A 20,043-nucleotide genomic window follows, 5' to 3' on the forward strand; every position below is an offset into this window, starting at 1 on the left:
ATCCAGAGTTCTCCTCCGACTCCGGGTTGTGAAGAGGCGGTAATTTAATTATTTAATAACTTAAAAGCTTATATCTGCTTATATATATGGTGGCACAGATTCCCATTATTTAATAATACGTCAAGTAGCATAAAAAAGCAAGAGGCGATCTCAAAAAAAATTAATGCCCAATGCCCAATGCCCAATTTTTGTTACAATACAAGTGAGTTTAGAAAAATTTAGAGATAGAAGTTTATGAGCAGCCTTATATCGGTGCAAACGCTAATTGAATATATAGAAGCTTTGCCAGCCCAAGAGCAAACTTTACTATTTGACGAGCTTTTCAGGCGAAACATAATCAAGCAGCGTCAGGAAAACATCGATTCTACAGTCAAGGTAGCTGTTGACTCGGCGAGGTGGCAAGAAGCACTAGAAAAGTTCCTCCAGGAAAACACCAAGGATAGAGTAAACATGGCCAAATTTTTTGAGGCGGTTCGCAAAGCAGAGCCGCTTATCATTGGAGAAAGAGAAAAGCCGCGCCAGGAAAACACCAAGGAGACAGTCAAGACAAAAACACTCTTAACAGGTAACGCTACCTGCGACATTCGCGCAGCCGATCGCACTAACTCTGGGGGCGACCTCGACAGCTCAAAGGCTCACGTAATCATTAAAAACGAATCAGACAGAACAGTCAGTGCAGCGTTGCTGGGATGGCCAGAATGTAAAGCTTTTGGCGAGACGCGATCGCAAGCACTGCAAAACCTTCACGAATTAGTAAATGCCCAGCTAGCCGAAGCAGAAATCGTCTCTGTCAAACTCACGAATAGTCGATCGAACAATCCTTGGGTGAGCTTAGCTGGTAAGTATGAAAACGATCCGCATTACGATGAGGTATTGGCACACATAGAAGAATATCGCCGCGAACTCGATGCAGAAACCGAAGCTTATTATAGTCAAATTGACGCTGCGGTTGAGACCAAATGAGCCGATACATACTTGATACGGATTGTTTCTCCCTTTGGCAACAGAATCATCCAATGATGGTGCAGCGAGTCGAGGTTAACGCAGAAAACCTTGCTGTAACTATCGTAACCGTAGAGGAAGTAATTCGCGGCAGGTTCAATGTTATCAGACAGGCTTCTGAACCTTCGCAAGCGGACAAATTAGTCTTGGCTTACACCAGGTTAGGGGATACATTAGATGATTTCAAAAATCTCAACATTCTGAAATTTGACCAGAATGCTTTCACTATTTACACTGAGTTCCGTCGTCAAAAAATACGTATCGGCACGCAAGATTTGCGGATTGCTGCTATTGTACTTGCTAATAATGCTATCCTCGTTACGCGCAACTACCGAGATTTTTCGCAAGTGCCTGATTTAGTGCAGGAAGACTGGACTATTCAACCTTAAAAGCAAGCGCGATTGCTAATCGTAGGGTGCGTCGCCATCGAATTTTTCGCGATGATTGGAAGCTCTGCGAGGCGACGCACCTTACATTTAAAAGCTAATATATGCCTATATATGGCGACACAGATTTCCATTATTTAATAATACGTCAAGTAGCCCAAAAAAGCAAGAGGCGAGATCAAAAAAAATCCCGCCCCAGCTTCAATTAAAAACTACCTTTGATCCCAAGCCTTAGCCGCATCAGCAACAGCTTGGTCTACCGACTTCTCATCCAACATTGCCGCCTGCAAATTGTCATAAATCGCCTTTTGCAGCTTCTTAACATCCTTTAAAGGCGGAATCAATAGCTCGGCGGAACTCAACCCAGAAGCACTAACAACCCGAGCTCGATCGGCAGCAGGAGCATCAGTCGGAACATTCTTAAAATAATCGTCCTGCAAAGCCTCAACCGTAGAAGGCAAAACATTAGCAGCCTTAGCAAAAGCCAACTGATTTTGAGAATTAGTCACGTACAAAGCAAACTTGACAGCATCATCAGGACGCTTGCTGTCGCGGGGCACAACCAAATTCATCACCGCCACAGTCTTCTTGCCTGTTTCCCCCGTAATTTGAGGCGCAGCAGCCGAAACAGCACCAATACTCGGAGCATTCTCAGCAATCGCTTTCAAAAACTGAGGCCCGGAAGCTAAAAAAGTAGTTTCCCCAGCTTGATAAAGCTCGATCGCCCTACGATGTCCCTGCACCAAAACATCCTGTGGCAAAAGTCCGCCCTTGTACAAATCCACCCAATACTGAAAAACAGCTTTGCCCTTAGCAGTATTAAAAGCCGCCTTGCCTTTAGCGTCAACCAAAGGCACACCCATCTGCACGAAAGATTGCAAAACCTCCGCCGAATCTTCCGGCACAAAAGTCACAAAAAAAGCAAACTTACCAGTCTTCTCCTTCACCTGCTTCGCAACCTGTGCCAACTCGGCATAAGTAGCAGGAGGCTTAGCAATTCCAGCCTTCTTTAACAACTCCGTATTGTAAATTGTCACCCCAGTCGTGAGATACCAAGGAATGCCAAAAGTCTTGCCGTCGAGTACACTAGCTTTCCAGATATTTGGGAGATAGAGCTCACGAACTTGCTGCGGAATCCGAGAATCCAAATCCAGCCAAGCATTGCGTCCCGCCAACAGCGAAGCAAAATCGGGGTTTAGGTTCACCACATCCGGCGCAGTTTTCGCCGAAACAGCCCCCAAAATCTTGCTTTCCATCGCCGACCAAGGAACGTCCACCCAACGCACCTTCACCCCCGGATTTTCCGCTTCAAAACCGGCGATCGTCTTGTTGAAATACTCAGTAAACTGAGGTTGAAGCTGCATAGTCCAGAACTCGATTTCCTGCGTATTATTTGCCTGGGAATTAACAGCCGGCTTGCTGCAACTCACCACCGCAGACAGCAGCAGCCCCACCAGCCCAAAAACAGCAAAAAGTTGCCAAGATTTACGTTTCATAGAATAAAATTTGAGAGTTATGGGAACCGTCAGACAAAAAAGCGCTCCCCCGAATCAAGCGCGATGAGTCAGTAACAGAGTTTTGTACCTGGGTTCAGGAGCGAGATAGTCTGTTTTTGTGCAGAATCGGCGGGTTTTCGGTCGATCGAGCTGGAATTTATTGACATTCTCCGCAGAATAGCTATTGTCAAGTAAATTGGATAGCATAAAATCGGAACTAGCGATCGCGCAACACAGACTGAGCTGCGTAGCTACGGCGGGATACCGAGATTACAGCACTCTGGCGGCAGTTGGAAACCAACCCTCCAACAGGCCTGCGCGCTGAATCAGGCTGGCCAACTACAAAAGAAAAAAATAGCAATTATCGGCGACCCAATCACATGGTTAACTTTTTCAAAGGTCTACTTTCCCAACGCCAGCCAGGAATCGGGCTCGAAATAGCCCCAGACCGCATCAACATCATTCAGCTCGAAAAGAAAGGTCAGGCATTAAAATTAGGCATCCTAGCCTCAATAGAAGTTCCAGAAGACTATATACAAGAAGGACAAATAGTCGATCCGCCGGGAATGGCAGAACTAATACGTACCGTCCTCGCCGAAAACAAAATCAAAGCCAAGCGAGTAGCCACAGCCATTCCTGGCCGTGAAGCCGTCATCCGCCTCATCCCAGTTCCTGCAGAGCTCAACGAAGAAGAACTGCGGGATTACATGAACGCAGAAGCAGGACTCTACTTGCCGTTTCCCAGAGAAGACGCCGACGTAGACTATCAAAAAATAGGCCTATTTGTAGATGACGACGGAGTAGAAAAAGTGCAAGTCGTGTTAGTAGCAACCCGCAGAGAAGTTACCGACACATACATCGAAACCTTCAAAGAAGCCGGACTGGTTATAGACGTACTAGAAGTAACCAGTTTTGCCCTAATCCGCACCCTCAAAGACCAACTGCAACAATTTTCCTCCCAAGAAGCAGCAGTTCTCACTGCCATAGAATTTGACAGCACCGAGTTAGCTATAGTAGTGGACGGCATACCTCAGTTCAACCGTACCATCCCGATCGGCACCTACCAAATCCAGACCGCCCTCAACCAAGCCATGAACCTGCCACCAACCAGAGACACCAGCGAACTGCAAGGCATGACCCTGCCAGTCACAGATACAATGGGCGCATCAGGAGACGCTAATCCGGGAACAAATGCGATGATTAAAGTATTAGGAGAACTAGCAGACGAACTGCGCCGCTCAGTAGACTTTTACCTCAATCAGAGCGAAGAACTCGAAGTAGCGCAACTGCTGCTAGCAGGCCCGGGAGCTGCGATCGGCAAACTAGACGAATTTTTTATGCAAAGATTAAGCTTGCCCGCATCTCAAGTCGATCCCATCGAAACCCTAGGACTCGAAATCAGCCAAGAAATTACCCCAGAACAGCGAGCAGGTTTAGGAGTCGCCCTAGGTTTAGGACTAAGGGAGGTTATGTGACCTAACAGTTTTAGATGAGAGAAAAACCGAGGTGAGAATTTTAGGTAAAAACCCCTTCCAAAAGAAGAAGGCAGAAAGCAGAAGGTAGAATATTGGAGGTAGAAGGTAGAAGGTAAAAGGTAGAATATATCTGAGGTAGAAGCAGCCCCTTCCTTCAGTAGAAGGCAAAAAGTTGTTTCTTTCTTCCCTAAATAAATCCTTCACTTGTACCAGCAATCTTGGGCTCTGTCTAAAATCTAAAATTTCAAATTTAAATCTATAGCAACAGCCAAGAGAGTTGGGACATTCTTAATTGCTCAAACATAAGCGGTCGATCACTTTTTTCTTCTACCTTGTGCCTTCTTCCTTCTACCTTGTGCCTTCTGCCTTCTCCCTTCTGCTAAAAAATCGAGTGAAGCCATGTACAGCCTAGATATTAATTTTCTCAACGACCGTCCGGACTACAAACCCGTTGCAGCAGCCAAAAGCTCAGCTAAAAAAAGTTCCGGTGGAGCAAAAGACCAACTGCCCATATATGGGGCAGTGCTGTTTGCCTTTGGCATCAACGCCGCAGTCATGGGCGCCTGGTGGTTGGCGACTAACGAAAATACCAGCTTGACCAAAAAACAAGAAGCCATCGACCAAGAACTTGCCAAGTTGAACACTCAAGCCAACACCATCAAAGCCATCAACGCCGAAACCGACCAAGTTACCGCCGAATACAAAGCATTAGCCGGAGTATTCGACCAAATTAAACCTTGGTCGGCGATGCTGCAAGACCTGAGTGTCCGCACTCCCGCCGGAGTGCAAATTGCCAAAATCGAGCAAATCGACCCGAGTCCCTCCCCCGTTGCAGCAGCACCCCCACCCCCCGCAGCCACCCCCGCAGCCAGCCCGTCCCCAGGGGCGAGTCCGTCCCCAGCCAGCCCTACCCCGGCTGCCGCTCCTCCCCCGCCCGTCGTCCCCCAGCAGGCAGCAAAAGTACAAATTTCAGGGATAGCCAGTACCTTTGCTCAAGTTAACGACTTTATGTTGCTAGTCCAGCGCTCTCCTTTCTTCCTCAATACTGACACCAGACTGCTAGCAGCGACCTTAAAAGACAACCCGGCACAAGTACAATTGCGGAACCAAAGTGCAGCAGGAGTAACAGAACTTCCCAAACTGCGGAAAGTGGTGGAATATAAAATTGAAACGACGCTCAGCCCGACGGGGGCCTCCGAGTTGCTCCCCGAGCTGCGGAGCAAGCAAGCAGACGGGCTAGCAATACGGATAGAAACACTTCAAGAAAAAGGAGTGCTAGAACCACAAAAACCAGAGGTGAAAAAACAATGACAGCAAATCAGTTTATTCCCAGCGGCGCACAAGCAGAAGAGACAGGGGCTCAGGAAATATTCGGCATTAAGCTGACCCCCCAAGTCCAAGCAATCGGCATCGCGGTTCTCGGCCTCCTCATTGCCGGCGGCCTCGGCTACCAGTTCGTACTTCCCGAATTCCAAAAAAGCGACGCATTCAAGCAAAAACTTAGGGAAAGCGAGCAAACGCAACAGCAATTGCAAACTCAAATTCAAAAAAAGGCAGAAGCAGAAGCAAAGCAAGAAGAAGCAAAACAGCGCCGGGCCAACGTGACGGCAATGTTTGCCAGCGACGCCAGCGCCAACACGATTTTGCTGGACATGACCCAGCTCGTTAATAGAATCAACGCCGGCGTGCAAGGAGATGACTTCAAGGCTAAAATTACCAAATTTGAGCCGGATATGCCCCCAGCAACCGCCGCGCCGGGAACTGTAGACCCTGATATTCTGGCAGATACCTCCTTCGGGCCGTCCCTGGCTGGCAAGCTCAGACGCAAAAAATTTAAGGTAGAGTTTGAAGGCACTTTCGCTCAAACCCGCAATTTTATGCGTAACTTGGAGTTGATGCAGTCGCTGTTGGTAGTGAAGAATTTGAGATCGGAATTGCTACCATCAACTGGGGCAATTCAAGTTGACTTTTTGAAAGGGAAAATAGTTCCTGTGGAGCAGCCGCCAACTCAAATTAAAACCGCTTTTGAATTGCACGCGCTGCTGCCGTTAAAGCAAGAAGAAAAACCGCCAACTCCGGCTCCGAGTCCTGGTGCTAAGTAGCGGTAGTTTGGCGGATAGATATAGCCTTTCGAGCTCTCATATGAGGTACTCATGGGCATAGGGCATAGGGCATAGGGCATAGGGCATACCTCACCACGCTTGAGAACCGCTATATTAGCTATTGTTCCCAACTTGCTCTTTCACAAGAAAGGAGAAGGCAGAAGGTTGAATTTTGAAGATTGAAGGTAGAAGTCAAAAAATTATGAAGGCCACAAAAATATTTTTTATATGGCACTCAACAATTTGCTCTAAAACCTAATTTCTTCTAATACCAGTTTCTCAAAGTAATGGAACTGTATAGCAATCCTTGTAGGAGTCGTAATTTTTTTACCCCACCCCAACCGTCCCCTTACAAAGGGGAGGGAGTAAGAAGTACACAAATGATGCGAGGATTGCTGTAGGATAGTTTCTAACCCTTATGTCATCAGTTATTCCCAATCGAAAATCGCCAATCGAAAAGGGCATAACTTCTCCTTTCAAAAAGGCTCGAACCCTTGAATATTTTAGTCAGTTTAGCAGCTAGCGACAAAAGACTGCGAACAACAAATAAATAACAAAGTGTAGTTGAGGAGAGAACGTGAAACAGCATCTACGGTTAAGTGGAGGACTCTTATGCAGCGTTGCAGGAGTTCTGATCGCGCAAGCCCCCGTCTCGGCAGCGCCGACTCAAGTCACAGGAGTGCAAGTAAGTCAAGGTAATAATGGCGTAAATATTGTCATGGCGACAGAAAAGGGCGATCGCCCGCAAGTTTTCGCCATCAATAACGGCAATACTTACCAAGCCACAATTATCAACACCCAGCTCCGCTTACCACAAGGCAACAGCTTCCGTCAAGATAACCCCGCTCCGGGAATTTCTTCCGTAGAAATCACCCAGGTAGAGGCTAACAGCATCCGCGTTGTGGTAGCCGGCACCAACGGAGTTCCCAACGGACAAATTGTTCCGGGACAAGGCCAAAGCATCGTCCTCAGCGTTGCCGGACAGGGTGGCACAGCACAGTCTGCCCAAACTCCACCCCCGCCGCCTCCGGGACTGCCGCTGAGCCAAACAGCTCCCCCGCCGACTCCCCAAGTCCGCACCTCGCAAAACCCAGGCGTGCTGCTGCCAAATCCAGAAGTTACTGTTACCAGAAACGATCGCCCCCCCCTCCCCAGCGAAATACAATCCCAGACAAATCAGGCAGCGCCTTTCCTGCCGCGGGCCGTGGCGCCGCCCTTGGGAGATATCGCAGTGTCTAACATCGCCCCTGGCGTCGGAAATATTGAGCTGAGTTCGGGAGAACGCATCCCCCGCTTGGTGCTGCGGGATGCCCCAGTCCGGGACGTTTTGGCTCTGCTGGCGCGCGCTGCAGGCTTGAACATTGCTTTTACAGGTGGCGGGGCCCCTGCTCAACCGGGCCAGCCCGCAGTGCCTGGTCAGCCAGGAGCCTCCGGGTCAGATGAAGGGCCGAAGATTTCTTTGGACATCGAAAATGAGTCGGTGCAAGATGTCTTTAATTACGTGCTGCGGCTCAGCGGGCTGCAAGCTAACCGCCAGGGGCGGACGATTTTTGTAGGGACTAGCTTGCCGATCGACTCGCGCAATATTATCATTCGGACTCTGCGGCTCAATCAAGTTCGGTCTACGGATGCCGCTAACTTTTTGAGCGCTCAAGGCGCGGAAACTCAACTGCCGATTACTCGGGTGACGATTCAAAGCGTGGGCCAGGGAAATGCGGCGCGGGATGTGGAAATTAGGGAACCCGACATTAAGGCGATCGGCGCTAGGGAAGGCACCGGGCCGCTCTTGCTGAGGGGACTGTCGGTGCTGGCGGATTCTCGGCTCAATTCCATCACTTTGGTGGGCGACCCGCGCAAAGTTGACATGGCTGTGGCTTTCTTGACACAGCTAGATTTGCGCCGCCGTCAAGTAGCTGTCAACGTCAAGGTGATCGATATCAACTTGTCGGGAGACAACAGAACAAATACTAGCTTCTCTTTCGGGATTAATGACAGTTTCTTTGTCAATGACGGCGGGGCGGCGATCGTCAATTTTGGTGGTATTAATCCGCCCAATAGGGATACTACACTGGGGGGCATCGCTAATCGAGCGATTATTGAGAACCGAGACATTCCCCAAGAATTCAGGGATACTCCTTTCTACGATGCGAACGGCCGGCGTATCGTGCCCTTGACAGGTCAATCTCTAGGTCCAGGTCTACCCCCCACCAAAGGTGTGTTCCTCCAGCCGACAGCCCCAGTGACTAATGACCCCACGCGAGTTGGAATTACGGATTACACTCCAGGCTCGGCGACCGGTTCGGGAGCTGCGCTTTTTGGTCAGTTCCCGCTGTTCCAATATCCAAGACGTTTTCTGTCTAACCTGCAGGCCAGTATTACCAGCCAGAATGCCAAAATCCTGACTGACCCGACTCTGGTTGTCCAAGAAGGGGAAACGGCGAATGTGAATATCACCGAAGAAGTGATTACTAACATTCGATCGGAATCGCAGACAACAGCAGGTCAAACTACCAGAACGGTGACGGCAGAAAAAGGCCAGGCAGGTTTGCGCTTGGGAGTGGCGATCGATCGCATCGACGATAACGGTTTTGTCTCTCTGCGAGTCAACCCAATCGTCAGTGCGATCGGCCCGTCTCGACCCCTGAGCACTGGCGCAGGAGAAAATAACAGTATCACCCTGCTGGCTGAGCGCTCTTTGCAGTCGGGGCTAATTCGCCTGCGGGACGGTCAGACTTTGATTTTATCGGGGATTATCCGCGACCAAGACCGGGTTACAGCGACGAAGATTCCGATTTTAGGAGATTTGCCGATTATCGGTTCGCTGTTCAGGAGCACTAATAAGATCAACGAGCGGGCGGAAGTGATTGTATTGCTGACTCCGCAGATTTTGGATGATAGCGATCGATCGAACTTTGGCTACCAAAACAGCATCAGTCCCGACGCGCGCCAAATGTTGCAGCGCAGTCAGCCCGTCCAGCCCAGACAGTAGGCACAAAGGAAAAATGCCTTGCTGTCAACTTTCCATGCTCTTTCCCCTGAGTCCGACAGTCCGACAGTCCGACAGTCCGACAGTCCGACAGGGGTTGAAACCCCTGCCTCAAAGCGAAAGTCCTCTCAAAGAGGACTAAAGAACTCATTAGTCCTCTTGCATAGGACTCTCAATCACTCTTTCAGTCGTCTTCAGACGACTTTCGCTATTAGCCAGGGGTTTCAACCCCTGGCGGGTTTCGGGAGAATGAAACAGCCCTGCCCACCGGGGAAAGAAAGATGGGAAAGAAAGAAGGAAGAAAGAAAAAACTTTTCCTTTAGCCCTTGACAAATTACATTTTATTCCTTCTATTTCTCCTTTTTTTATGCTTTCAAATCCACCGAGGCAAGAAATCTTCTCTCGAAGGTGGTATTTTTTTACCTAAATTTTGGGATTAATTACAAAAATTAGCAAGTTGCATATAAATTAAAGGTTCCACCGATCCATAACGGTCGGCAAGACTTTAGAATAATGCAGTGAAAATTAGATGCTGTGGGGTTTTCAGCAGTTAGAAACAAAAATTCCTTCTCTGACCAATTATCCTAGGGTAATTGGTATTCAGCAGGAGTTGTGATTCGGGGAAGCGGACGGGAGCAATCGGGAACCACCCAAACCTCCCAATCCACACCTCAATCCAGTTGATAACTCACAGCTAATAGTTGAACTAACTCTGTTTAACGTAATTTTGCAAATCCAGAAGGAGTTCGCAATGAACAAAGGTGAATTGGTTGATGCAGTCGCGGAAAAGGCTAGCGTGACGAAAAAACAGGCAGATGCTGTTTTGAGTGCCGCCCTCGAAGCAATCATGGAAGCTGTCTCCGATGGCGACAAGGTGACGCTGGTCGGTTTTGGCTCGTTTGAGTCGCGGGAACGCAAGGCCCGCGAGGGTCGCAATCCCAAAACTGGCGACAAGATGGAAATCCCGGCAACCAGAGTTCCTGCATTTTCCGCAGGGAAGTTGTTTAAGGACAGAGTTGCACCGCCGAAAAACGCGGAATAGCTGGCGAACTGAGTCTTGATTAGACCTGTACACGGTGGGAATTTAGCTTGGGCAGCCGCACTGGCCGGCTGCCCTGCCTCTGCTATTGTCGATTTTTCTGCGAGTATCAGTCCTTTGGGCCCTCCTGAGTCTGCCCTGGCTGCGATTCAAGCTCACTTGAGCAGTCTGACGGCTTACCCAGACCCGGATTATGGAGAGCTCAGGACTGCTTTGGGGGAGGCTTTGAATGTTGACCGGGATTGGATTTTGCCGGGGAATGGTTCGGCAGAATTGTTGACTTGGGCGGCTTGGGATTTGTCGAAGCTGGAGGCGACTTATTTGGTTACTCCGGCTTTTGGCGATTACTGGCGGGCTCTAAAGGCTTTCGGCGCGCAGGTGCTGGAATGTCCTTTGGATCTCAAGTCGTTGGAGGGGGAGATATTAAGCGGATTAGTAACGGATGATTTGTCGGTTTCTAACCGTTCCTTTGTCTCCCCTTCTCTCCGTCTCCCGGTTCCTCTTGCTGTGGATGCGGGATCGGGCTTGCAGACGACCGATCGAGGTTTGCTGCTGAACAACCCGCACAATCCTACGGGTTTGCTGTTCGGTAAGGAGGCCATTGTGCCTTATTTGCAGCAGTTGGCTTTGGTGGTGGTAGATGAGGCCTTTATGGACTTTCTACCACCGGAACAACAGCAAAGTTCGATCGATTGTGTTGAGGAGTTTCCGAATTTGGTGATTTTACGATCGCTCACAAAATTCTATTCTCTGCCCGGACTGCGGATGGGATGCGCGATCGCCCATCCCGATATTCTGCGCCGCTGGCAGTTACTGCGCGATCCTTGGCCTGTAAATGCTTTGGCTGCTGCTGCGGCTGCTGCTGTGGTGCGAGATACTGTTTTTGAGCGGCAAACTTGGGATTGGCTGCCTGTTGCTCGCCGAGAGCTATTTGAGGGTTTGGCTAATTTGCCGGGTTTGCAGCCTTTTGCAGGGGCGGCTAATTTCTTGTTGGTTGAGTCGTCGATGTCGGTTTCTTCTATTCAAAAAAGTCTGTTGGAACGACACCGGATTTTGATTCGCGATTGTTTGAGTTTTCCTGAGTTGGGCGATCGTTTTTTTCGGGTGGCCGTGCGCTCAAGGGCGGACAATCTGCGGCTGATTGCTGGACTTGGCGAAGTTATTGGTTAGTTGACGGTTGACTGTTGACGGTTGACTGTTGACGGTTGACAGTTGACAGTTGACAGTTGTCAGTTGTCAGTTGACAGTTGTCAGTTGACAGTTGTCAGTTGACGGTTAACAACCAATAAAAGTTGACAAACTGATTTTATTGGTCGTTTGAGCGGACATCCCCAAGAAACCCGGTTTCTATGATAAATCTTGGGTTTTACAGCGAAGTATCTAGGAAGAAACCGGGTTTCTGACCCCGCGCACCGATCGTCCTAAACTACTAACTAATGACTAATGACTAATGACTACTGACCGAAAGCATCCAGGATACAAGCCCCCGGATTCATTCCGAAAGCAGACTCAGAACCGGGGAAATAAAAAACCTGTATCAGATGAAACTTGCCCCCCGAATTTATCCGTGGTCAATGCTTCAATTCTTTAATCTAAAATCTAAAATCTAAAATCTAAAATCGATTGACTTCTTTATTTATGCTTGACTATGATTTAGTGATTATTGGTGGAACTCCGGCCGGACGCTATGCTGCTTTGACTGCAACTAATTTCCCGGCCCGCGTTGCTTTGGTGGAACCGCTAAGTAATTCCCAAGATTTGCAGACTGGGGGCAAAGAGTCGATCGACCTTGGTTTGAGATACAGCCAAACTTTGAGGGAGGCTGCTCGTTTTGCCCAGCAGATCAGCCGCCAGCAGTTGGGAGTTCGCTGGGAAGTCGCGAATTCCTCCATGCCACTCAAATTGCGGTTTGAGGGGGTTCTCAAGTGGGCAGATGATGTTGTTTCTAATTTGTCAGAAATTGATTCTCTCGGCCTTTTGGCTGCTCGCGGGGTCGATGTTATTGTTGGCAACGGCGAGTTTGTTGCGAAACCGGATTTGGCTTTTGTTGCAGGTGGGCGGAAATTGCGATCGCTGTGTTATTTGCTAGCTTGTCCAACTCTGCCGGCGATTCCCAATATTGAAGGACTTTCGTCTGCGGGCTTTTTTACTTCGGAAACTGTCGGGGAATTAGCAAAACTTCCAGAGTTGCCTAAAAGTTTGGCTGTAATCGGTGCCGATCCCAGCGGTGTCGAAGTGGCTCAGACTTTTGCTCGCCTGGGGGTTGCTGTCACTTTGGTGGTGAAAAGTTCGCACATTTTGGCTAAAGAAGACCGGGAGGCTGCTGGTTTGGTGCAAGCTGGAATGGAAGCTGAGGGAGTGCGGATTCTGACTGCTACTGAGGTGACTCAAGCTAGGGTGATTGAGGGTAAAAAGTGGATTCAAGCTGGGCCAAGGGCGATCGAAGCTGAGGAGATTTTTCTGGCTGCGGGTAGAGGACACAATTTTTCATCGTTAAATCTCGAAGCGGCTAAGGTTAAATTCAGCGATCGGGGGGTGATTTTAAATGAAAAGCTGCAAACAACAAATCACCGAATTTATGCGATCGGCGATGTTGCTGGGGGTTATCCGTTCCCTCACATCGCTAATTACGAAGCTGCGGTTGCTGTGAAAAATGCTTTGTTTTTGCCAATGTTTCAAATAGATTATCGTGGGATTCCTTGGGCTATTTTTTCCGATCCACAGTTGGCGAGGGTTGGCTTGACTGAAGCGCAAGCAAGGCGCCGTTTTGGAGACGATCTCATTGTTTGTCGGGAATATTTCAAGAATGTTGAAAGAGCTCAAATGTCCGGGGATACAACTGGTTTTTGTAAGATTGTCGGGCGTCGCAATGGTGAGATGTTGGGAGCGAGTATTGTGGGGCCTCAAGCTGCTGAGTTGATTCACGCGATCGCTTTGGCTGTGCGTCACGGGATGAAGGTTGAGGCGATCGCCCAACTTCCTTATATTTGGTCGAGTTTTTCGGAAATTAATGGTCAAACTGCTGCTGTTTGGGAGTCACAGCGCTTGGGTCGCAATACTTTTTCGCGCAATTTATGGGAGAATTTGTTTCACTGGCGCAGGTATTGGAAGTGAAAAAATCAAAGGGGTAATTGGTAATTGGTAATTGTAAGTATGTGAGTGGCAAAATATAATTGACTTGGGCTAGTTCCATAGTCGGCTTCTGAATTTTGGCATTAAATGCCTGATTCACTTATTAAAGTGGGGCAGCTTGTTGTTGCATCAGGACAAATAATTCGGCTTGGAGCCTATGACTCCCTACCGATCCGCCATCGAGCGCACAAACTAGATTTCCTCTGCTTCCTGCTTTAAATGCAGAGTCGCCCGAATTGTACTGATGAGATTAAATTCTGAGCTAAACTCGACATTATATTTAATAGGCCATCGCATACAAGCATCGGTTTTAAAAATACTCTTAAGTACCTGATTAGCCTCTTAAATTCTTCTATCAACGGCGGGTCTTCAATCAGCCTTAGCCTTCTTCATCTTCTACTTAGTATTAACTCAACTATAAACAGCTCCTACATAAACAATTCAAGTATTGTTTTAAGCTCTGGCTTTCATAAGTCTCTCTCCCCAATATATTAAGAAAAATGTAATTCACTGAATACTAAAGCAGAGCAAGCGAAAATAGTAGATAGTAACTCTCAGAAGCTTCAGACTGGACAGAAGCAGTAGGAATACGTAGATATGACTAACATCACAAATTTTTTTCTAGGATATCACATAAACGAGCAAATATACGCAGGCAATCGAACTCTAGTTTATCGTGGTATTCGCTCTTGTGATCAGCAACCCGTCGCGATCAAACTACTGCGAAATGACTTTCCCAGCTTCAACGAACTGGTTCACTTCCGCAACCAATACGTCATTGCTAAAAACTTAAATATCCCCGGCACTGTCAAGGCATACAGCCTGGAGAGCTATCATAACCGCTATGCTCTGGTGATGGAAGACTTTGGCGGAATTTCCTTATGTAGCTACCTTGCTAGTCTAGCATCCGATAGCAACGAAACCCTAGAAGGCTTGCCAGTTAACGAGTTTCTTCCTATGGCGATTCAAATTGCCAACGCCCTTGACGGACTTCATCGCCACCACGTCATCCATAAAGACCTCAAGCCCGCCAATATTTTAATTAACCCCACCAGTAAAGAAGTCAAGCTGATTGATTTGAGCATCGCTTCCCTGCTGCCGCGCGAAACCCAAGAAATTCAAAATCCCAATGTCCTAGAAGGCACTTTACCCTACATATCTCCCGAACAAACTGGGCGAATGAACCGAGGCATTGATTACCGCACAGATTTCTACTCTCTGGGAGTCACATTCTACGAATTACTAACAGGAAAGTTACCCTTCCAAACAGACGATCCAATGGATTGGGTACACTGCCACCTGGCAAAGCAACCTATTCCCGTCCATGAACTCAACCCAGCAGTTCCTCCGGTACTGTCTGAGATAGTTGGTAAACTGATGGCGAAGAATGCAGAAGAGCGCTATCAGAGTGCCAGCGGACTAAAGTATGACTTAGAAACTTGTTGGCCGCAGTGGAGAGAAAAGGGAGAGATTGCATCCTTTAAATTAGGACAACGAGATTTGTGCGATCGCTTCATCATCCCAGAAAAGTTGTACGGTAGAGAAAGCGAAGTATTCTCCCTGCTATCGGCCTTCGAGCGCGTCAGTGCCGGAAGCACCGAAATGATGCTCGTTGCCGGTTTCTCAGGCATTGGCAAAACCGCTGTCGTTAACGAAGTTCACAAACCAATTGTGAGACAGCGAGGCTACTTTATTAAAGGAAAATTCGACCAATTTCAACGCACCCTTCCCTTTACAGTATTTGTCCAAGCTTTTCGCGATTTAATGGGACAACTGCTCTCGGAAACCGATGCAAAAGTTGAACAATGGAAGTTGGAAATTTTGGCGGCTTTGGGCGAGAATGCTCAGGTGATAGTTGAAGTCATTCCTGAACTAGAGCGTATTATCGGACAGCAAGCGCCCGTCCCCGAACTTTCGGGAAGTGCTGGTCAAAATCGCTTCAATTTGTTGTTTGAAAAATTCATTCAAGTCTTCACAACAAAAGACCATCCTGTAGTGCTTTTCTTGGACGATTTGCAATGGGCAGACTCAGCATCGTTAAAATTAATTCAACTGCTGATGAGCGACGTTGATAACTGCTATCTCTTATTAATTGGAGCTTATCGGGATAACGAAGTTTTTCCCGCACATCCATTGATGCTGACGTTAGCAGAAATTCAAAAAACTGAAGCAAAGGTGAATACTATTACCTTAGCACCACTTGAGCGAGCCGACGTAAATTGTTTAGTTGCCGATACTCTAGCTTGTTCTACAGCGTTGGCTCAGCCTTTGACAGAACTCGTTTATCAGAAAACCCAAGGCAATCCATTTTTCAGCACACAATTCCTCAAATCTTTGCAGGAAGATGGGCTGATTGAATTTAATTTTGACGCTCGGTATTGGCAGTGCGATATTGCTAGAGTGCGAACCTTGGCACTAACAGATGATGTTGTAGAATTTATGGCACTTCAGTTGCGAAAGTTGCCAGCCCAGACCCAGGAAATTTTAAAGTTAGCTGCTTGTATTGGCAATCAGTTCGATTTGGCGACGTTAGCAATTGTTGATGAAAATTCGCCAACAGAAACCGCATCGGCTTTATGGAAGGCACTACAAGACGGGCTAATTTTACCCATTAGCGAAGTTTATAAGTTTTATCAGCCAGAGGGAAATAGCGAATCGGTAATCGGTAATATCAAGAAATCTGACCAATTACTAATTACCCAGGATCAATTACCCAAATATAATTTTTTACACGATCGCGTTCAACAAGCAGCTTATTCCCTCATTCCTGAGGACCAAAAGCGTTCTACTCACTTAAAAATTGGTCAACTCTTATTAAAGAATACGCCAGAAGCCGATCGAGAAGAAAGAATTTTTGATATTGTCAATCACTTAAATGTGGGAGTTGAGCTAATTACCCAGGAGGCAGAACGGGAACAATTAGCACGATTGAATCTGGTTGCTGGAAAGAAAGCCAAAGCTGCTACCGCTTATGCTGCTGCGGTTGAAGATTTCAAGGTTGGCCAGGAATTACTGACAGAAAATAGTTGGCATAGTCAATACGAACTAACATTAGCGCTGTATACAGAAGCAGCAGCAGCGGCATATCTAAATGGTGATTTTGACCAGATGGAAAAATTAGCATCTGTCGTGGAAAACGGCGCCAAAACGCTAGGGGACAAAGTGAAGCTATATGAAGTCCAAATTCAAGCTTATATGGCGCAAAATAAGCTACAGGAAGCGCTGAATACAGGGTTGCCAGTCTTAAAGCAGTTGGGGGTAGAGTTTCCCTCCGAGCCAAATTTATCTGATATTGGACAGGCACTAGGAGAAACCGCGTCAATTTTGAGCGGAAAGGGAACTGAGGACTTAATTGATCTCCCTCTGATGACAGATCCTCAACAAATAGCAACTATAACGATTCTGTCAAGCCTATTTACTCCTGCCTACCTAGCGCTGCCGCCACTCGCGCCTTTGGTAGTTTGCAAACAGGTCAATTTATCTGTCCAATATGGCAATGCTTCTTTGTCTCCCTATGCTTTTGTCATATATAGTTTTCTTCTCTGTGGCATGGGAGATATTGAGCGGGGCTATCAGTTCGGTCAACTGGCTTTACGTCTATTGTCAAAGTTGAATGCCAAAGAAATCCAAGCCAAGACATCCGCAATGGTGCATTCTTGTATTCAACCTTGGAAAGAACACTTCAGAAATAGTTTAAAACCTTTGCTGTCAGATTATACTTGTGGGCTGGAAACCGGAGAGTTAGAATTTGCTGGTTATGCTATCTTTCACTACAGTTATTACTCGTATTTTGTTGGCAAGCAACTAACGCAACTCGAACCAGAAATAGCAACCTACGCAGATGCCGTTAGTAAAATTCACCAGGAAGCCCCACTTTCTTATCAGAAAATTTGTTGGCAAGCCGTTTTGAACTTGATAGGAAGATCGCCAGACCCATGCCATTTAAATGGAGAAGCCTACGACGAAGAGACAATGTTGCAACTGTATCATGGAACCAATAACTACCTAGGGATTCATTACTTATACTTGCATCAACTTGTGCTTTGTTATCTGTTTGAAAATTACCCAGAAGCTTTTAAAAGTAGCGCTCAAATAGAAAGTTATTTGAGCGCAGCTTCAGGGCTGATAACTGTTGCTATCTTTCATTTCTACGATTCTTTGGTGCGGTTGGCAGTGTATTCTGACACTCCACAGTCAGAACAACAGAAACTTCTCGACAGAGTACAAGCTAATCAAGAAAAAATGCAACAGTGGGCGCATCATGCCCCCATGAACCATCTGCATAAATTCTATCTAGTTGAGGCAGAACGGCATCGGGTTTTAAACCAAAAAATAGAAGCGGTTGAGATGTACGACAAGGCTATTGCCCTCGCCCAAGAAAACGAGTACATCAACGAAGAAGCAGTGGCTCACGAACTCGCTGCCAAATTCTACTTAGAATGGGGCAAAGAAAAACTGGCAAAACCCTATTTAATTGATGCTTACTATGCTTACGCTCGTTGGGGAGCAAAAGCAAAGATTGACCATCTAGAACAGCGCTACCCCGAATTGCTTGCTGTGATCCTGCAACAGGAGCGAACTCGCCAGAATCCGACAGAAACAACTCACACCTCCAGCAGTGAATCATCTCTATCTAACACGAATAGAACAATTATCGGTAGCACAAGCAGTTTGGAGTTAGTAGATTTGCCGACAGTGATCAAAGCTTTTCAAGCTCTCTCTAGTGAAATAGAACTAGAGCAATTGCTAACTACTTTGATGCAAGTAGTAGTGCAAAATGCCGGAGCACAAACCGGAGCATTAATTTTGGAGGAAGGTGGAAAGTGGAGAGTTGCCGTACACTGTACAAATCGTCAAGATTGTGACTTGGAATCACTTCTAGTTGAAGAAAGCAAAGCAATTCCTCTGAACATCATTAACTACGTCAAACGTACAAAAGAAATCCTGGTATTCGATCGTGCCAGCACTCAAACCACCTGGGCTGGCGATCCTTACATGATTGAGCACCAACCCAAGAGCGTTTTATGCACTCCGATTCTCCATCAAGGCAAAGTAATGGGGATTCTGTATTTAGAGAATAATCTCACAACGGGGGCGTTTACGCGCGATCGCGTCGCCATCCTCAACATCCTGTGCTCCCAAGCTGCAATTTCCTTACAAAACGCCCGACTGTATCAACAATCCCAGGAATATGCCCAAAAACTAGAGCAGTCTCTCCACGATCTCAAACAGATGCAACTGCAATTGGTGCAGGGTGAGAAGATGTCTGCTTTGGGAAATTTAGTCGCAGGGGTAGCCCACGAAATTAACAATCCCGTAGGCTTTATCGTCGGCAACTTGCAACCGGCTCAAGAATACGTGGGGGATTTATTCAATTTGATTGATTTGTATCAAGAAAAATTTCCCAATCCGGGAGTGGAAATTGAAACAGAAATTGAAGATATGGACTTGGAGTATTTGCGAGAAGATTTGCCCAAATTGATTGGCTCGATGAAGGAAGGAGTCGATCGCATCCGCAATATCAGTATAAGTTTGAGAACGTTTTCGAGGGCTGATAGCGATCGACCAGTTTCTTTCAATATTCACGATGGACTCGAAAGCACTCTGCTAATTCTCAAGCACCGTTTAAAAGCCAGCGAGTTCCGCCCTGCCATTGAAGTTGTGAAAGAGTATGGTAACTTGCCCCTAGTGAAATGCTTTCCCGGCCAGTTAAACCAGGTATTTATGAACGTACTGGCTAATGCCATTGACGCTCTGGAGGAGTCAAATAAGGAGCGCAGTTTTAAGGAAATTAAAGCCCTACCTAATCAAATCACGGTTCAAACTGCTCTGAGCGAAGACCAAAATCAGGTTTTGATTCGCATTAAGGATAATGGAGTGGGGATGTCAGGCGAAGTCAAGGAAAACATCTTTAACCACTTATTCACTACCAAGTCGGTGGGTCAAGGAACTGGATTAGGATTGTCTATAGCCCACCAAATTGTTGTGGAAAAACATGGAGGTACGTTACTCGTGAATTCTTCTTTGGGCCAGGGTTCGGAGTTTGTGATTTCTATTCCGGCGTGAGCATTTCGTAATAGGGCTGTAACGCAATTAGTGCCGCGTCGCAATTACCAGTTCCGTTATTAGCAGAAAGAGGAAACGGGACACGGGGAACGAGCAACAGCCTAGGGGTTTTCGTGCTCGGAACTAGCGACTATGGACTAGGGAAACAAAGAATCTCGACTAATTCCCCCATCCTCCGCCCGCACCTTATTGGTGATTGAGACAGCGGTTTGCAACCGCCCGCTTTACCAACTCTCTTCGCTTTTTTGTGCCCGGTTTTGAGTGAAGAGTTCCCTTGAGTTTTTAAGGATCGCGAATTAAATAACTTACAATTTTAATTGTTATTGTGGGATGGGCGTCCCGCCCGTCCTTTTTGGACG

The 20,043-nt window shown here is 47.2% G+C and carries 11 protein-coding genes; 10 read left to right on the plus strand and 1 reads right to left on the minus strand.

The genetic code is table 11. The features are described 5' to 3' along the window. Window positions 1–234 precede the first annotated feature (234 nt). The gene (locus QUA00_RS22100) at window positions 235–963 is read left to right on the plus strand and encodes a hypothetical protein (protein ID WP_333411131.1); all 729 of its coding nucleotides are present in this window, start codon (window positions 235–237) and stop codon (window positions 961–963) included. Beyond that, the gene (locus QUA00_RS22105) at window positions 960–1,391 is read left to right on the plus strand and encodes a type II toxin-antitoxin system VapC family toxin (protein ID WP_333411132.1); all 432 of its coding nucleotides are present in this window, start codon (window positions 960–962) and stop codon (window positions 1,389–1,391) included. The genes QUA00_RS22100 and QUA00_RS22105 overlap by 4 nt, the downstream gene beginning before the upstream one ends. 209 nt (window positions 1,392–1,600) lie before the next feature. Here the strand turns inward: QUA00_RS22105 and QUA00_RS22110 are convergent, their stop codons facing one another. Next, the gene (locus QUA00_RS22110) at window positions 1,601–2,884 is read right to left on the minus strand and encodes a sugar ABC transporter substrate-binding protein (protein WP_333411133.1); all 1,284 of its coding nucleotides are present in this window, start codon (window positions 2,882–2,884) and stop codon (window positions 1,601–1,603) included. Between the two features lie 380 nt (window positions 2,885–3,264). Between QUA00_RS22110 and pilM the strand changes: the two genes are divergently transcribed. The 8 genes from pilM (at window position 3,265) to QUA00_RS22150 (ending at window position 19,684) form a co-directional block, all read left to right on the plus strand. Continuing rightward, entirely contained in the window at window positions 3,265–4,359 is a 1,095-nt protein-coding gene (gene pilM / locus QUA00_RS22115; protein ID WP_333140072.1) for a type IV pilus assembly protein PilM, read from the plus strand. Window positions 4,360–4,758: 399 nt separating this feature from the next. Then, window positions 4,759–5,670 (plus strand): PilN domain-containing protein, encoded by a 912-nt coding sequence (locus QUA00_RS22120; protein WP_333411134.1) that lies wholly within the window; start codon window positions 4,759–4,761, stop codon window positions 5,668–5,670. Then, window positions 5,667–6,461, plus strand: a complete 795-nt coding sequence (locus QUA00_RS22125; RefSeq protein ID WP_333411135.1) for a pilus assembly protein PilO — start codon at window positions 5,667–5,669, stop codon at window positions 6,459–6,461. Before QUA00_RS22120 ends, QUA00_RS22125 begins: the two co-directional genes overlap by 4 nt. A gap of 577 nt (window positions 6,462–7,038) precedes the next feature. Beyond that, window positions 7,039–9,450 (plus strand): AMIN domain-containing protein, encoded by a 2,412-nt coding sequence (locus tag QUA00_RS22130; RefSeq protein ID WP_333411136.1) that lies wholly within the window; start codon window positions 7,039–7,041, stop codon window positions 9,448–9,450. 730 nt (window positions 9,451–10,180) lie between these two features. After that, entirely contained in the window at window positions 10,181–10,489 is a 309-nt protein-coding gene (locus QUA00_RS22135; protein WP_278187376.1) for an HU family DNA-binding protein, read from the plus strand. A 15-nt stretch (window positions 10,490–10,504) separates the two neighbouring features. After that, window positions 10,505–11,656: a threonine-phosphate decarboxylase CobD gene (cobD, locus tag QUA00_RS22140; RefSeq protein WP_333411137.1), complete on the plus strand. Its 1,152-nt coding sequence runs from the start codon at window positions 10,505–10,507 to the stop codon at window positions 11,654–11,656. 453 nt (window positions 11,657–12,109) lie between these two features. After that, window positions 12,110–13,600, plus strand: a complete 1,491-nt coding sequence (locus tag QUA00_RS22145; protein ID WP_333411138.1) for an NAD(P)/FAD-dependent oxidoreductase — start codon at window positions 12,110–12,112, stop codon at window positions 13,598–13,600. A 615-nt stretch (window positions 13,601–14,215) separates the two neighbouring features. Further along, window positions 14,216–19,684, plus strand: a complete 5,469-nt coding sequence (locus tag QUA00_RS22150) for an AAA family ATPase (RefSeq protein ID WP_333411139.1) — start codon at window positions 14,216–14,218, stop codon at window positions 19,682–19,684. The last annotated feature ends 359 nt before the right edge of the window (window positions 19,685–20,043 follow it).

Origin of the sequence: Microcoleus sp. T2B6 (assembly GCF_036700475.1) — a bacterium.
Lineage (GTDB): Bacteria > Cyanobacteriota > Cyanobacteriia > Cyanobacteriales > Microcoleaceae > Microcoleus.

Coding starts and splice junctions, on each gene's coding strand:
- QUA00_RS22100 (WP_333411131.1), top strand. CDS start 235: ATGAGCAGCCTTATATCGGTGCAAACGCTAATTGAATATATAGAAGCT.
- QUA00_RS22105 (WP_333411132.1), top strand. CDS start 960: ATGAGCCGATACATACTTGATACGGATTGTTTCTCCCTTTGGCAACAG.
- QUA00_RS22110 (WP_333411133.1), bottom strand. CDS start 2,884: ATGAAACGTAAATCTTGGCAACTTTTTGCTGTTTTTGGGCTGGTGGGG.
- pilM (WP_333140072.1), top strand. CDS start 3,265: ATGGTTAACTTTTTCAAAGGTCTACTTTCCCAACGCCAGCCAGGAATC.
- QUA00_RS22120 (WP_333411134.1), top strand. CDS start 4,759: ATGTACAGCCTAGATATTAATTTTCTCAACGACCGTCCGGACTACAAA.
- QUA00_RS22125 (WP_333411135.1), top strand. CDS start 5,667: ATGACAGCAAATCAGTTTATTCCCAGCGGCGCACAAGCAGAAGAGACA.
- QUA00_RS22150 (WP_333411139.1), top strand. CDS start 14,216: ATGACTAACATCACAAATTTTTTTCTAGGATATCACATAAACGAGCAA.